The organism is Phytopseudomonas flavescens, from assembly GCF_900100535.1.
Lineage (GTDB): Bacteria > Pseudomonadota > Gammaproteobacteria > Pseudomonadales > Pseudomonadaceae > Aquipseudomonas > Aquipseudomonas flavescens.
In genome coordinates this window covers 129,950-144,563 of sequence record NZ_FNDG01000007.1, presented here as the reverse complement: position 1 = coordinate 144,563, position 14,614 = coordinate 129,950, and the positions used below count along the sequence as shown (strand labels likewise).

Below are 14,614 nucleotides of genomic sequence, written 5' to 3'. Positions count from 1 at the left end.
CACGTCATCGCACCTTGATCCGCGCCAGCACGTCCGCCAACTGACCACGATCCGCAGCACGTTTGGCCGCCGTGCGCTGCGCCAGGTTGTGTAGCTTGCGCCGTACCCCGGGCAGATTGGCCGCATGGGCAAGGCCAATCAAACCGAAATCCGGCTGCTCATCCTCGACCGATTGCAGAAAGGCGCGCGACGGCTCGTCCAGCCAATGCACCACCCGCGCCAACAGACGTTCGCGGCTCTCCAGCAATGCCGCCGCGCTAATAGGCTCGGTCGTCATGCCTTTGAAATGGGCCTCGAAGGTGGCCTCGAAATCCGCAGGTACGCGCGGCGCCAGCATTTCCCATGCTGGCTTAGGACTGCATGTCAGGTACACGAGAAAGGTCCGCCAGAGACCAGCATCCGCTCGTTCATCCTCCAGCAGCAGGCCCACGTCGAACAGATCACGCGGATGCTGCCGCGACAGTGCCGCCGCCAGCTTTCCGGCATACAGGTCGGCGAAATCCAGCACCTGCACCTCGGCGAAGCCGAACGCGTCCTCCACCCTCGGGCGCACGACCATGGTCCGCACCGGATGCACCGTCCCGCGCATCACCGGCGTCGTCTCGATCTGCACACGCGCGCGGCCGCGGCTAGCCACCAGCCGGGTGACCGCCGCGCCTTCGCCCGCTGAAGCTTGCACCTGCAATTGCAAAGGCCGGGCGCGCATCGCGTCGGCCAGTCGTCCGAGTGCTTCGGCGATCAGCTTCGCATCTTCGGCATAGTCGTGCACCGGCAGCCAGGCCAAGTCAATGTCCACCGACAGACGCGGCAGATCATGCTCGAACAGGTTGATGGCGGTGCCGCCCTTGAGCGCGAAGCGCGGCTCCTGGGCCAGCACCGGCAGGATTTCCACCAGCAGCCGCACCCGATCGGTGTACCGCCGATCCCACCGATCAAGCCAGGTGCTCATCGAGGTCTCCTGGCAAGGTGATCTGGTAGGTCGGATGCAGGCGCCCGCCGGACACCAGCGCCCGCTTGCCCCGGCCCAGATCAACGCCATCCAATGGCACATGCGACAACCACGCATGCCGATGACGATCGGCCAGGGCCAGGAACAGCCGCTTGGCCTTGATGCTGCGGCAGTGACGCAGCAGCAGGCCGATCCGCTGCGGGCGCAGCGTGGTCATGGCCTGCATCAGCGCATCGGCCTCGTAGACCTCCGCCGCATTCGATACGCCATCGCACAGCTCCAGCATGGCCCGCTCAGGCGTCGAGCACACCAGGGCATCGACACCAGGCGCAACGGAATGCCAAGCCAAGCCCGCCTCGGATAGCCCCTTCTCGGAGACTTCCGCAGTGAAGGACACGGCCGGCAGATCGAACGGCCCCTTGCCCTGGTACTCGAAGCGCTGCTCCATGGACAGCTTGCCGACCCAGCCCGGCGGCGGCACCGGCCCGTAAAGCGTGACCGTCCCGGCATCGCCCAAACGCAAGTAGTGCTCGTGCCCTTGCAAGGCCAGTGCGAATCGCCCACCGACATGCAGTGGCATGCCCTCCCCGACCTGCAGGCTGCGGACCACCCCGTCCCATTGCAGCCGCCCGCCCGCGCGCATGTACACGCCACGCGCCGGCGATACCAGCCAGCCGCTGCCGACATAGCGCGCGACCAGGCTGTTGGCGTAGTCATGCGCGCGCAGCCAGCGGCTGGACACCAGGCGCGTGTCGCCCAGTTCAGCCAGCAAGCGGTTCAATTTTCCTAAATTTTGAGCACCCATAGTGCTCAAAATATCAGATTTATAAACCTCTGCCAAGGACCATGAGTTTGAAAATGCAGGAAAAAGATCATCCAGAGTGATCTTTTCTTGACAAATACAAACCCGGGCGGCCCACCAGAAGCGTTCCCAGTCAAGGTCACCATGCGCTCCTCCCTCACAAAGCCGGGCTGAGCACCGGGACCGACACGTCCTCTGGCACCAGCTTCGGCACATGCGTGCGCCCATCGATCCACGCCTCCACCATGTCGGCCCACTCCTGGAGCATGTGCCGCCGCGGCCCGGCGTACTCGGCCTTGTTGTAGACCGAGCGCGAAGACCTGCTGCCCTCCTCGTGCGCAAGGCACTTCTCGATCCAGTCCCCGTTGAAACCCACCTCGTTGAGCAGCGTGGACGCGGTGCGCCGCAGGTCGTGCACCGTGAATGGCTCCAGCGGCAACCCGGCTTCCTTCGCGCGCGACCCAATGAGCTGCGTCACCCGGTTGAGCGTTGCATGCGACATGCATCGATCGGGGTCATAGCGCGATGGCAGCACGAACCGCGATCCCGCCGCGCAGGTGTGCAGGGCCACGAAAATGTCCATCGCCTGCCGCGACAGGTAGACCACGTGCGGTTTGCGCCCCTTCATCCGCGACTTCGGAACCGTCCAGGTGGCGTTCTCGAAATCCACCTCGTTCCAGGCGGCCTCGACCAACTCGCTCTTGCGCACCATCGTCAGCAAGATCAGGCGCAAGGCCAGCCGGATGGTCGGATAGGACGCGATGGTCTCCAGTTGGTGGAAGGCCAGCCGGATCTCGGCCGGCGACAGCGCCCGGTCCTTGGGAATGAAGGTCGCGATCGAGGCCGCCTTTACATCGTCGGCTGGGTTGGCGAGCCGTTCGCCGTGCAGGATGGCGAAGGCATAGACCTGCTTCACGATGTCTCGGACGTGGATGGCCGTGGCCGGCGCGCCGCGCGCCTTCACCTTGTTGCACAACGCCCGCAGGTCGTCGGGGGTGACTTCTTTCAGCTTCCGATTCTGGAAGACCGGCAGGATGTCGCGGTCGATGATGTGCTTGCGCATCGCCCGCGTGCTGTCGGCCATGCGGGCATCGGCCAGCCAGCGTTCCGTCATCTCGCCGAAGGTCCTGGCGGCCGTCAGCCGCCGTTTGGCCCGCTGCTTCTCCAGCGCCGGGGAAAGGCCCTGATCGACCGAGCGCTTGGCATCGAGCAGTCGCTCTCGCGCCATGGCCAGCGACATGCCGGCCGGCCCATACCGTCCGAGCGTGAGCGTCTCGCGGCGCCCGTTGAGACGGTAGTCGTAGCGGAAGGTGATGGTACCGGCGGTCGATACCGCCACGTACATGCCATCGCGGTCAAAAACCTTATAAATCTTTGACTTAGGCTTGAGATTGCGCAGTGCAGTGTCGGTGAGCATCGAGGGTGTTCCTCCTGTTCGTGACGGCTTTTACCGTCAGGGACCTGGAGACCCGTTGATGCTCGGAAAGCCGCATGAAACAAGCTTTCCTGAAGAGTTTTTTACCGTCAAAGACCGGTTCGGTCTCAATAGTAAACAGGAAGGTCTGGATCCGACCTCCGAGAGCTTACCGTCAGTTCTGTCGCCGACCCGTTCTGCTGGCCGGCGATAGCCACCGATAGAAAACGCAACTTATACCTTTAAAATCAACAAGTTAAGTCACTTCTACCGATACCTGGCGATAGCCCCCGAAAGACGCTCCGTCATTCCCACTCGATCGTCGCTGGCGGCTTGCTCGATACGTCGTAGGTGACGCGGGAGATGCCGTCAATCTCGTTGATGATGCGACCACTGACGGTTTCCAGCAGTTCGTACGGCAGGTGTGCCCAGCGGGCGGTCATGAAGTCGATGGTTTCCACCGCACGCAGGGCCACGACCCAGGCGTAACGACGGCCGTCACCGACCACGCCAACCGATTTCACCGGCTGGAACACCACGAACGCCTGGCTGACCTTGTGGTACCAGTCGGCCTTGCGCAGTTCTTCGATGAAGATGTGGTCGGCACGACGCAGCAGGTCGGCGTATTCCTTCTTCACTTCACCGAGGATGCGCACGCCCAGACCCGGGCCCGGGAATGGGTGGCGGTAGACCATGTCGTACGGCAGGCCCAGCTCGAGGCCGAGGCGACGCACTTCGTCCTTGAACAGTTCGCGCAGCGGTTCGACCAGCTTGAGGTTCATTTCCTCGGGCAGGCCGCCGACGTTGTGGTGCGACTTGATCACGTGGGCCTTGCCGCTCTTGGCGCCAGCGGACTCGATCACGTCCGGGTAGATGGTGCCTTGCGCCAGGAACTGGATGTTGTCGAGCTGGCTGGCCTGGGCATCGAACACGTCGATGAAGGTGCGGCCGATGATCTTGCGCTTCTTCTCCGGGTCGGCTTCGCCGGCCAGGTTGTCGAGGAACTGCGCTTCGGCATTGGCGCGGATCACCTTGACGCCCATGTTCTCGGCGAACATGGCCATTACCTGCTCGCCTTCGTGCAGGCGCAGCAGGCCGTTGTCGACGAATACGCAGGTCAGCTGATCGCCGATGGCCTTGTGCAGCAGCGCCGCGACCACCGAGGAATCCACACCGCCGGACAGGCCGAGCAGCACGTTGGCATCGCCGACCTGGGCGCGCACCTGGGCGATGGCGTCTTCGGCGATCTTCGACGGCGTCCACAGGGCTTCGCAGCCGCAGATGTCGAGGATGAAGCGTGACAAGATGCGTTCGCCCTGCTTGGTATGGGTCACTTCCGGGTGGAACTGCACGCCATAGTAGTGGCGGTCGTCGTCGAACATGCCGGCAATCGGGCAGCTCGGCGTGCTGGCCAGCACATGGAAGCCGGCCGGGATCTCGGTGACCTTGTCGCCGTGGCTCATCCACACGTCCAGGCCGAATACGCCGTCGGCATCGACATGGTCTTCGATGCCGTCGAGGATGCGGCTCTTGCCGACCACATCGACGCGGGCGTAACCGAATTCGCGCAGGTCGGAACCGGCCACTCGGCCGCCAAGCTGCTCGGCCATGGTCTGCATGCCGTAGCAGATGCCGAATACCGGCACGCCGAGGTCGAATACCGCTTGCGGGCAACGCGGGCTGTTGGCTTCGTGTACCGACTCCGGGCCACCGGCGAGGATGACGCCGCGCGGTGCGAATGCGCGAATCGCCTCATCGTCCATGTCGAACGGGTGCAGTTCGCAATACACGCCGATCTCGCGCACGCGGCGGGCGATCAGCTGGGTGTACTGGGAACCGAAATCGAGGATCAGGATACGGTGAGCGTGAATGTCGAGGGCCATGACTAGTTCTCGTCAGTGGTAAGCAGAAACAACGCGGGGCTGTCGATAACAGCCCCGCTTACAGGTATTACCGAAGCATCAACCTACCCGGTAGTTCGGCGCTTCTTTGGTGATCTGCACGTCGTGGACGTGGGATTCGGCCATGCCGGCACCGGTGATACGGACGAACTCGGGCTTGGTGCGCATCTCTTCGATGGTCGCGCAACCGGTGTACCCCATGGAAGCCCGCAGGCCGCCCATCAGTTGATGGACGATGGAGCCCATGGCGCCCTTGTAGGCCACACGGCCTTCGATGCCTTCGGGCACCAGCTTCTCGGCACCGGCAGCGGAGTCCTGGAAGTAGCGATCCGAGGAACCCTGTGCCTGGGACATGGCGCCCAGCGAGCCCATGCCACGGTAGGCCTTGTAGGAACGGCCCTGGAACAGTTCGATTTCGCCTGGCGCCTCTTCGGTACCGGCCAGCATGGAGCCGATCATCACCGCCGAGGCACCGGCGACGATGGCCTTGGACAGGTCGCCGGAGAAGCGGATGCCGCCATCGGCGATCAGTGGAATACCCGTGCCCTCCAGCGCCGCGGCGACGTTGGCCACGGCGGAGATCTGCGGCACGCCGACACCGGCGACGATACGGGTGGTGCAGATCGAGCCCGGGCCGATGCCGACCTTGACCGCATCGGCGCCCGCTTCGGCCAGAGCCAGTGCGGCGGCGCCGGTGGCGATGTTGCCGCCGATCACCTGGATATCCGGGAAGTTCTGCTTGACCCAGCGCACGCGCTCGATCACACCCTTGGAGTGACCGTGGGCGGTGTCGACGATGATCACGTCGACGCCGGCATTGGCCAGCGCGGCAACCCGGTCACCGGTGTCGGCGCCAGTGCCGACGGCAGCACCGACGCGCAGGCGGCCCTGGTCGTCCTTGCTGGCCAGCGGGTAGGCCTTGGCCTTCTCGATGTCCTTGACGGTCATCATGCCCTTGAGGGTGAAGGCGTCGTCGACGATCAGGACCTTCTCGATGCGGTGCTTGTGCAGCAGCTCGCGAACGGCTTCCTTGGCGGCGCCCTCCTTGACCGTGACCAGGCGCTCCTTCGGCGTCATCACGTCACGGACGGTGGCATCCAGGCGGTTCTCGAAACGCACGTCGCGGGAGGTGACGATGCCGACCAGGTCACCATTGCTCAGCACGGGAACGCCGGAGATGTTGTGCTGGCGGGTCAGTTCGAACAGGTCGCGCACGGTGGCGTCGGCCTCGATGGTGATCGGGTCCTTGACCACACCGGCTTCGAACTTCTTGACCTTGCGCACTTCGGCAGCCTGCTGCTCGATGGTCATGTTCTTGTGGATGATGCCGATACCGCCTTCCTGCGCCATGGCGATGGCCAGGCGGGCTTCGGTCACGGTATCCATGGCGGCGGAGAGCAGCGGAATGTTCAACTCGATGCCACGGGTAAGGCGAGTCTTGAGGCTGACGTCCTTCGGCAGAACATCGGAGAAACCGGGAATAAGTAGAACGTCGTCGAAGGTAAGGGCTTCTTGACTGATACGCAGCATGGCGGGGGCTCCCAGACGGGAAAATTGGAAGCGCGCCATTATACCGAGTCAGCCCCGGTCACTCAATGTAAAGAATGGGAGTCGACCGTTGGGTCGATTGATATCAATGATTCTCAACGACCAGGGAACCGATGACCATTCAGGCAGCCTGATCTATTCAGGCTCAAGGAAGAGCTCCCCCTTCCGATTGCTGCAACGCACCGCCAGGCGTACCGCAGCGAAAAACGCTGCCCGGCGTCACCAGCCTGGCTGCAGCAGCACCGCAAGACCGGCATGCAGCCAGTGTCGAGCGGCTCTCACGCATCGACCAGCGCCACGGGATAGCCCAGGCGCTCGGCGAACTCGTCGAGAAACGCCGACGTGAAACGCGCCTCGGCCCAGCCGTTGAAAAGAAAACCCAGGTTGGAAAACCCGCAGGGCTGCAGGAACAGAAAACCGTTGATGTCGTCCTCGTGGCCGCACTCGGGACAGGTGAAATTATCGGTTTCACCGGGCATCCACTCGTCCAGGCTTTCGAACAGCGCCTGCCCCACTTCCTGACGGCATTCGGGGCACCCGGCCTCTTCGAGAAAATCGTCGACAGGCGTATAGATACAGCGTCGGTAAATGACCTCCAGACCATTCACAGGCTGGCCGAACGGCAGGCGGCCGGCGAATTCGACCACTCTGCTCGCCCCTGGCGCGATGGCGTAGGCCATCGCGCTGCGACCACAGGTGGTAGGCAGTGCCGCGACGATATCGCGCTTGGCCAGCCAGCGCAGGATCTGCTGCGCCTTGCGTTCGTGACCGGGGAAACTGGAAATGCGCGGAACGACGATGCTCTGAGTGGTCATGCGCTTGCCTTCGGGAACGCGAAAACCGTAAAGCTTAGGGGTTGCCGACAGCGGATCACAAGCCGCATGCCGACCTGCAGTGGCGCAAGCCGGCGGTCAGCGACAAGCCAGCCGACTCGCTGCACGTCGATTGACGTAGCGTTCGCGCAGGCTGTCGTATGCCCAGTTGTAGCCCAGGGTGTATGGCAGAAAGAACAGCACCAGCCCGATGTCCAGGAAGAATGCCGCTACCAGGCTGATCGACAGCCACCAGGCCGCCAGGGGTACCAGCACCAGGATCAGGCCCGCTTCGAACAGCAAAGCATGGCTGATCCGCGCCCACAGGCCGCGCTCGAAGCCCATGTGGCGCTGAGCGGCATCGAACATGAGGTTGAACAGCATGTTCCAGAGCATGGCGATGGCCGAGAACATCAGCGTCAGGGCTCCCACGTGCGCCAGGGACTTGCCCATGAGCCAGGCCAATATCGGCGCGCATACGCCCACGGCGATGACTTCGAACAGCGACGCATGCAACACGCGTTCCTTGAAGGAACGCCGGGCGAATTGACCAGACTGACTCATTTTCCACGCTCGCAAGCTCAGAGAGAAGGTTCTATCCTCATCGGAAAACCAGCCAGAACAAAGCCAACAGCCATCGGAAAAACCGATATGAACCCATCTCCCGAATCGCTCCACGCGTTTGCCCAGGCAGCGGCCACCGGCTCGTTCAGCGCGGCGGCACGTCGCCTGGGCAAAAGCCAGTCGACGGTCAGCGAATCGGTTTCGCGGCTGGAAATCGACCTCAACGTCAGCCTGTTCGTGCGCGGTGCGCGCCGGCTCACCCTGACCGAGGCAGGCTGCAGCCTGCTGAGTCGCGTGCAGGATGTACTGGCGGCGTCAGATCGCCTGCTGCGCCAGGCCGGCCAGTTGGCCGCCGGTCTGGAACCGAAGCTGACCCTGGTGCTATCGGACGCCTACCAGGCAAGCCAGTACCAGGCTCGCCTGGTCGAACTCGATCAACACTACCCGGACCTGGAGTTCGAGTGTTTTTTCGCCGAGCACGCCGATGTGCTCGATCTGGTCGGCCAGGGCCGGGCCAACCTGGGCCTGCTCGCGGCCCAGGCCAGCTACCCGCCGGAACTGGCCCATGCCAGCCTGGCCGATTGTGCGCACTTCGGCCTGTTCGTCGCCAAGGGGCATCCGCTCAGCCGGCTACCGCGCGTCACCCCGGAGGATCTGGCCCACTGGCGCGTGCTGCGCCTGAGCACCCTGGCCGATCAGGGCGATGAGCTGGATGATCTGCCAGGTAGCGGCGGGCGCTGCTGGTCGGCGCCGGACTACCTGCTGTTACTGGAGATGGCCACGCTGGGCTTTGGCTGGGCCGCGCTGCCACGCCAGCTGGTCGGCAGCCATGGGGTTGAAAACCTCCACGAGCTGGCGGTCAATGGCTGGCCCAAACAGGTCTCGGTGGACGTAGTCTGGTCTCGGGAGCGGCAGTTGGGACCAGCGGCAGCGTGGTTGCTGGACCGGCTTCTGCACAGCTGACAGGGGCGTGCACGAGAGGGTCATGGTTGAAGACCCACCCGATATCGAGACGCAGGCCACGGATCTGCCTTAGCATGTGCACGGCGGCGAGAAGAATGCCGCTCGGTTCTTTTCATCGAGAAAGCGCTGCGCCGAACATTCACCGCACCAGCGAGCAACCGCTGGCAGCGGTACCCGCAATCGATGGCTGCCAGTGCCGGCCCGGTACGTTCCGGTTGCTCGCCCATCAGCCCCAGGAGCCTCCCATGTCCACCTTGGAACGGGCAATCGCCATTGCCGCCGCTGCTCACGAGGGGCAGCTGGACAAGGCCGGCACCCCTTACATCCTTCACCCGATCAAGGTGATGCTACGCGTCGACTCCGTTCAGGCGCGCATTGCTGCCGTGCTGCACGACGTGGTGGAAGACAGCGACGTCAGCCTGCAGGCACTGCGCGAAGAAGGCTTCGGCGAGGACGTGCTGCGGGCCATCGCCGCCTTGAGCAAAATTCCTGGTGAGTCCTACGAGGCCTTTATAGAACGAGCCATCGCCGACCCCATCGCACGCCAGGTGAAACTTGCCGACCTTCGCGAGAACAGCGACCTTTCGCGCCTCGCCTCGCCCAGTGAAATCGACCACCAGCGCACCGAGAAATACGCAAGGGCCATTGAGCGCATCCTGGCCCACGACGCGCCGCCGCCCGTTCCATGACACGCTCTGGCGATACCGATATGGCCCACAGCACGCGAATAGCGTTCAGCCCCGGGCAACTGCTTGCCTGGGCGGGCATGGGCAACTATCTACTGCTGTCCCCGGATGCCAGGCATGAGGTCGAGTTGATCTACCTGGGCGAGCCGCCCCATGGCGACAGCTACCACCGGGTCATCATCGATGGCCATGCACTGCCCGGTTTCGCCTGGGGCGACTGGTTCAGCATGTCAGCCTGCTCACGCTACCTGAGCATGAGCTGGATGCCGGCCTGCTACGAACGCCACACGTTGCTGGTGGACATGCTCGGCTATCGCTACACGCGCCTGCCTGCATACATGGGCCGGGTGCAAATCGACTGGCCGATCCTCAGAACGACCGATGAGCCACGCGGCCCCCTGCACCACCAGATGGACGCCAGGCAAAAATGGTATGCGTTCTGAGCCCTGTCCAGCAGCACTGGGGCCCGGGCTGGCGCGTCACACGCCCGGCAGGTGGCAGGGGAAGTAGACAATCATGCCTCTCGCCCCGGATCATGCCGCACACCGTTCAAGGAGACGCTCATGATCACCTGCTACCTGCGCTACATCATCGACCCCTACCAACTGGCCGAATTCGAGCACTACGCCCAATTGTGGATCCCCCTGGTGGAGAAATTCGGCGGCCAGCACCATGGCTATTTCCTGCCCTCGGAAGGCAGCAACAACGTCGCCCTGGCGCTATTCAGTTTTCCCAGCCTGGCCGCCTACGAGGAGTACCGCGAGCGCTCCCTGCAGGATGCCGAATGCCTTGAGGCCTTCGCCTATGCCCAGCGGAACCGCTGTATCATCAGCTACGAGCGCAGCTTCATGAGACCCGTCGGCGTCGGCTTCCGATAGTCGATGGCGCTCAGCGTGCGACGGCGTGCTGCCAGGCCTCGCGGTAGCCGTCGCCCCTTGATCGACAGCCTTGTAGCGGATCTTCGCCGGCGTCCCTTGAGATTGCCCCGCAGCCTCGGTAACGTGGCCGCTCGCAGACGGAGAGTCCCATGCATAGCAGCCGCAAATTCTTAGTGTTCACCCTGTTGCCGCTGTTCGCCAGCTGCCAGGTATTCCAGGACACCCCCGTGGATGCGCAGAAATCACAGACACGTCTGCAAGGCGAAGTGACCCGTGACGCCGGTCAGCTGTGGTTCACACCGTGCCAGGTTGCACGCCGTTTCGTGATCGACGAGGGAACGACCAGCATCACGCAGGACAGCAGCCAACTGCTTGGCGATGGCCACTCGGCGCTGTTCGCCGACCTGCGCGGGCACATGGGCTCGACTACGGTCAGCAACGCCGATGGCGTGCTGGAGCTGAGCCGCGTGTACCGGTTGCAGAACGAGGGCCACGGCTGCGACGACCCCACGTTCAAGCGTACCCTGATGCGCGCCAGCGGCCACGAGCCATCGTGGAGCGTGACCGTGAGCAACCAGGGCATGGTGCTCAGCGGCCCGGATCGCGCGCCCCTGGCACTGCCCTACATGGAAGAACAGCTGCCTGATGGGCGCATCAACCTGACCAGCGAAGCCAACGGCCAACGCGTCGAGCTGTGGATCGCCCCCCAGCGTTGCGTCGACACCCTGAATGGCACGGTCGAGCACCTGAGCGCCGAGCTGCGCCTCAATGGCAAGCTGATGCGCGGTTGTGCGGCGTTCGGCGGAGCGCGTAACGACTGACCAGAGCGTTGCCGGCGTGGGATGCGTCGCAATAGCCCGGCGCATCCCGCTAGAGCAGGATGCCTTTATCCCGGGCACGCTCATGGCACCACTGCAGTACCTGGCGGCGCTCGGCGTTTTCCATGCGGCTCCAGCGGGTGATCTCGTCGACGTTGCGCTGGCAACCGATGCAGATGTCCTGTTCGTCCAGCGCGCAGACATGCACGCAGGGCGAGGCGACGGGACGTTCGACGGTTTGCATCAGTCTTCCTGCTCGGCCAGATCGGTAGCATAGCGCCTGGCGTTCTGTACGTAATGAGCGGCGCTGGCCTCGAGCAGTTTCTTCTGCTGCTCGGTGAGTTCACGCACGACCTTGCCCGGCGAGCCCACTACCAGGGAACCATCGGGAATGTCCTTGCCCTCGGCGATCAGCGCGTTGGCGCCAATGATGCAGTGCTTGCCGATACGCGCGCCATTGAGCACCACGGCATTGATACCGACCAGGCTGTAATCGCCGACCGTACAGCCATGCAGCATGGCGTTGTGGCCCACGGTGACGCCCTTGCCCAGGGTCAGCGGCGAGCCCATGTCGGTATGCATCACGGCACCATCCTGGACGTTGCTGTGTTCACCGATATGAATCAGTTCGTTGTCGCCACGCAGCACGGCGCCGAACCAGACGCTGGCGCCCGCCTCCAAGCGTACCTTGCCGATCAGGGTGGCAGTGGGCGCAACCCAGCTTTGCGGATGCTGTTCGACACGGGCGTCGCCCAGGCGGTATTTCATGGTGAAGGTCTCGGAGCCAGGCTCACTTGAGGTGGATGTAGTACTCGGGCGGACGCTGCATGTCGATGCCGGCATCAAAGACCAGATTGACCAGTTCCACCAGCATGATCGCCGTCAGCCCCCAGATCTTGTACTCGCCATAGCGGTAGCTCGGTACGTACCAGCTGTGCCCGAGGTAATCGATACGGTGGGTGACTTCACGCGGGTCGTCACGAAAGAATGCCAGCGGCACCGAGAACACTGCGGCGATCTCCCCGTCGTTGGCCTGGTAGTCGACGAAATCCGGCACCACCCCGACATAGGGCGTGACCTGGATACCGTGCCTGGAGACCAGGGTGCTGAGCGGCCCGACGATTTCCACCAGCCCGGGCGGCAGGCCGATCTCCTCCTCGGCTTCACGCAGTGCGGTGTCGATCAAGTCGCGGTCTTCCGGGTCGCGGCGGCCACCGGGGAAAGCGACTTCGCCACCGTGGGTGGACAGGCCACTGGCACGCAGGGTGAGCACCACCTCCGGTTCATCGCTGCGGGTGATGGGCACCAGCACCGCCGCCTCGGGAAAACCCTCCAGGGCGTCCATCAGGTGCGGGCTGTAGCCATGAACCCGTTGCAGTAACTCGTCCAGCATGACCATTCTCGGCATTCTTCTGCACGGATGATGGCATGAAAGCGTGGCGCTGCCCAACCCTGCGCCATCGAAGCCGGCGCAGGGTTGCTGCATCAGCTTTTCAGGCGATAGCCGGTCTTGAATATCCAGCCGACGGTGAGGATGCAGGCCAGCAGGAAGCCGAGGATCATCCCCAGGCTGAGCAACACATTGACGTCGGAGACGCCATAGAAGCTCCAACGGAACGCGCTGATCAGGTAGACCACCGGGTTGAACAGGGTCACCGTCTGCCAGACCGGCGGCAGCATGCTGATCGAATAGAAGCTGCCACCGAGGAAGGTCAGCGGCGTGACGATCAGCGCCGGGACGATCTGCAACTTCTCCCAGCCGTCGGCCCACACGCCGATGATGAAGCCGAACAGGCTGAAGGTCAGCGCCGTGAGCACCAGGAAGGCCAGCATCCAGAACGGATGGAGAATCTCGAAATCGACGAACAACCTGGCGGTGGCCAAGATGATCAGGCCGAGCACGATGGACTTGGTGGCCGCCGCGCCCACGTAGCCGAGGAGAATTTCCAGGTAGGAAATCGGCGCCGACAACACCTCGTAGATGGATCCCGAATACTTGGGCATATAAATGCCGAAGGACGCGTTGGAGATGCTCTCGGTGAGCAGCGCCAGCATGATCAGCCCGGGAATGATGAAGGCCCCGTAGCTGACGCCATGCACCTGGGTCATGCTCGAGCCGATGGCCGAGCCGAACACCACGAAATACAGCGAGGTGGTGATCACCGGGGTGGCGATGCTCTGCAACAGGGTACGCCAGGTACGGGCCAGCTCGAACAGATAAATGGCGCGAATCGCGTAGACATTCATGCTTTATCCCTCACCAGGCTGACGAAGATATCCTCCAGTGAACTCTCGCTGGACTGCAGGTCCTTGAAGGCGATGCCGTGCTGCGCCAGCACCTGCAGCAGCGCCGCAATGCCAGTGTCCTCCTGCTGGCCGTCGAAGCTGTAGACCAGCTCATGGCCGTCGTCGCGCAGCTGCAGGTCGTCGCGCTGCAGCACCGGCGGCAGTTCGCGCAGTGGCTGCTGCAGGTGCAGGGTCAATTGTTTCTTGCCGAGCTGGCGCATCAGGGTGGCCTTGTCCTGCACCAGGATGATCTGGCCCTTGCGGATCACTCCGATGCGGTCGGCCATTTCCTCGGCCTCCTCGATGTAGTGGGTGGTGAGGATGATGGTCACGCCGCGCTCGCGCAGCTTGCGCACCATGTCCCACATGTTGCGGCGCAACTCGACGTCGACCCCGGCGGTCGGCTCGTCGAGAAACAGGATCTGCGGCTCGTGGGACAACGCCTTGGCGATCATCACCCGGCGTTTCATGCCGCCGGAGAGTTCGAAGATGCGCGCATCCTTCTTGTCCCACAGCGACAGGTCGCGCAGCAATTGCTCCAGGTAGGCCGGATCCGGCGCCTTGCCGAACAGGCCACGGCTGAAACGCACCGCCGCCCAGACGCTTTCGAAACCTTCGTTGAACAACTCCTGGGGCACCAGGCCGATCTTCGAACGGGCCGCCCGGTAATCGCGCTGGATGTCATGGCCGCCCACCGTCACCGAACCGCTGCCGGGGTTGACGATGCCGCAAATGATGCTGATCAGCGTGGTCTTGCCCGCCCCGTTGGGGCCTAGCAGCGCGAAAATCTCCCCCTCGCGGATGTCCAGATCGATGGATTTCAGTGCCGGATGCCCCGACGCGTAGGTTTTGTTCAACTGCTGAATAGAAATGACCGGTTGCACGGATAGGCCTCGATCCTGAAAACAGCCGGCCATTGTAAAGAAATGTTGCCCTGCCCGCTGAGCCGCCTGACGACTGTGATCATGGCAATGCGAGATCGGCAGCCGCCTG

17 protein-coding genes are annotated in these 14,614 nt (G+C 63.4%); 5 read left to right on the top strand and 12 right to left on the bottom strand.

Annotation, left to right across the window (positions count from 1 at the left end):
* Nucleotides 1-4: 4 nt before the first annotated feature.
* The 7 genes from BLR94_RS11320 to BLR94_RS11290 all read right to left on the bottom strand — a co-directional run bounded on the left by BLR94_RS11320 (nucleotide 5) and on the right by BLR94_RS11290 (nucleotide 7,990).
* Entirely contained in the window at nucleotides 5-949 is a 945-nt protein-coding gene (locus BLR94_RS11320; protein ID WP_084304858.1) for a nucleotidyl transferase AbiEii/AbiGii toxin family protein, read from the bottom strand.
* Nucleotides 933-1,721, bottom strand: coding sequence for a type IV toxin-antitoxin system AbiEi family antitoxin domain-containing protein (locus BLR94_RS11315; protein ID WP_244158146.1), 789 nt, complete (start codon nucleotides 1,719-1,721; stop codon nucleotides 933-935). Before BLR94_RS11315 ends, BLR94_RS11320 begins: the two co-directional genes overlap by 17 nt.
* Nucleotides 1,722-1,908: 187 nt before the next feature.
* Nucleotides 1,909-3,168 carry a tyrosine-type recombinase/integrase gene (locus BLR94_RS11310; RefSeq protein ID WP_084304856.1) on the bottom strand — a complete coding sequence of 420 codons (1,260 nt, stop codon included), beginning with the start codon at nucleotides 3,166-3,168 and terminating at the stop codon, nucleotides 1,909-1,911.
* Between the two features lie 302 nt (nucleotides 3,169-3,470).
* On the bottom strand, nucleotides 3,471-5,048 hold the full coding sequence (gene guaA, locus BLR94_RS11305) for a glutamine-hydrolyzing GMP synthase (protein ID WP_084304855.1): 1,578 nt from the start codon (nucleotides 5,046-5,048) through the stop codon (nucleotides 3,471-3,473).
* Between the two features lie 78 nt (nucleotides 5,049-5,126).
* Entirely contained in the window at nucleotides 5,127-6,596 is a 1,470-nt protein-coding gene (gene guaB / locus BLR94_RS11300; protein ID WP_084304854.1) for an IMP dehydrogenase, read from the bottom strand.
* 296 nt (nucleotides 6,597-6,892) lie between these two features.
* Complete coding sequence (locus BLR94_RS11295; protein WP_084304853.1) at nucleotides 6,893-7,429, bottom strand: sugar ABC transporter ATPase; 537 nt, start codon at nucleotides 7,427-7,429, stop codon at nucleotides 6,893-6,895.
* A 96-nt stretch (nucleotides 7,430-7,525) separates the two neighbouring features.
* Complete coding sequence (locus BLR94_RS11290; protein ID WP_084304852.1) at nucleotides 7,526-7,990, bottom strand: multidrug/biocide efflux PACE transporter; 465 nt, start codon at nucleotides 7,988-7,990, stop codon at nucleotides 7,526-7,528.
* A gap of 87 nt (nucleotides 7,991-8,077) precedes the next feature.
* On the opposite strand from BLR94_RS11290, the gene BLR94_RS11285 reads away from it, so the two are divergent.
* The 5 genes from BLR94_RS11285 to BLR94_RS11265 all read left to right on the top strand — a co-directional run bounded on the left by BLR94_RS11285 (nucleotide 8,078) and on the right by BLR94_RS11265 (nucleotide 11,338).
* Entirely contained in the window at nucleotides 8,078-8,953 is an 876-nt protein-coding gene (locus tag BLR94_RS11285) for a LysR family transcriptional regulator (RefSeq protein WP_175154224.1), read from the top strand.
* A 245-nt stretch (nucleotides 8,954-9,198) separates the two neighbouring features.
* The gene (locus BLR94_RS11280) at nucleotides 9,199-9,642 is read left to right on the top strand and encodes an HD domain-containing protein (RefSeq protein WP_084304851.1); all 444 of its coding nucleotides are present in this window, start codon (nucleotides 9,199-9,201) and stop codon (nucleotides 9,640-9,642) included.
* A gap of 20 nt (nucleotides 9,643-9,662) precedes the next feature.
* Complete coding sequence (locus tag BLR94_RS11275; RefSeq protein ID WP_084304850.1) at nucleotides 9,663-10,082, top strand: hypothetical protein; 420 nt, start codon at nucleotides 9,663-9,665, stop codon at nucleotides 10,080-10,082.
* 120 nt (nucleotides 10,083-10,202) lie between these two features.
* Nucleotides 10,203-10,517 carry an NIPSNAP family protein gene (locus BLR94_RS11270; protein ID WP_084304849.1) on the top strand — a complete coding sequence of 105 codons (315 nt, stop codon included), beginning with the start codon at nucleotides 10,203-10,205 and terminating at the stop codon, nucleotides 10,515-10,517.
* A gap of 149 nt (nucleotides 10,518-10,666) precedes the next feature.
* Nucleotides 10,667-11,338, top strand: coding sequence for a COG3650 family protein (locus BLR94_RS11265; RefSeq protein ID WP_084304848.1), 672 nt, complete (start codon nucleotides 10,667-10,669; stop codon nucleotides 11,336-11,338).
* A 49-nt stretch (nucleotides 11,339-11,387) separates the two neighbouring features.
* Here the strand turns inward: BLR94_RS11265 and BLR94_RS11260 are convergent, their stop codons facing one another.
* The 5 genes from BLR94_RS11260 to BLR94_RS11240 all read right to left on the bottom strand — a co-directional run bounded on the left by BLR94_RS11260 (nucleotide 11,388) and on the right by BLR94_RS11240 (nucleotide 14,505).
* Complete coding sequence (locus tag BLR94_RS11260) at nucleotides 11,388-11,579, bottom strand: DUF1289 domain-containing protein (RefSeq protein ID WP_084304847.1); 192 nt, start codon at nucleotides 11,577-11,579, stop codon at nucleotides 11,388-11,390.
* On the bottom strand, nucleotides 11,579-12,103 hold the full coding sequence (locus tag BLR94_RS11255; protein WP_084304846.1) for a gamma carbonic anhydrase family protein: 525 nt from the start codon (nucleotides 12,101-12,103) through the stop codon (nucleotides 11,579-11,581). Before BLR94_RS11255 ends, BLR94_RS11260 begins: the two co-directional genes overlap by 1 nt.
* 22 nt (nucleotides 12,104-12,125) lie before the next feature.
* On the bottom strand, nucleotides 12,126-12,728 hold the full coding sequence (locus BLR94_RS11250; RefSeq protein WP_084304978.1) for a CoA pyrophosphatase: 603 nt from the start codon (nucleotides 12,726-12,728) through the stop codon (nucleotides 12,126-12,128).
* Nucleotides 12,729-12,820: 92 nt separating this feature from the next.
* Nucleotides 12,821-13,582: an ABC transporter permease gene (locus tag BLR94_RS11245; RefSeq protein ID WP_084304845.1), complete on the bottom strand. Its 762-nt coding sequence runs from the start codon at nucleotides 13,580-13,582 to the stop codon at nucleotides 12,821-12,823.
* Nucleotides 13,579-14,505, bottom strand: a complete 927-nt coding sequence (locus BLR94_RS11240) for an ABC transporter ATP-binding protein (protein ID WP_084304844.1) — start codon at nucleotides 14,503-14,505, stop codon at nucleotides 13,579-13,581. The genes BLR94_RS11245 and BLR94_RS11240 overlap by 4 nt, the downstream gene beginning before the upstream one ends.
* Between the last annotated feature and the right edge of the window lie 109 nt (nucleotides 14,506-14,614).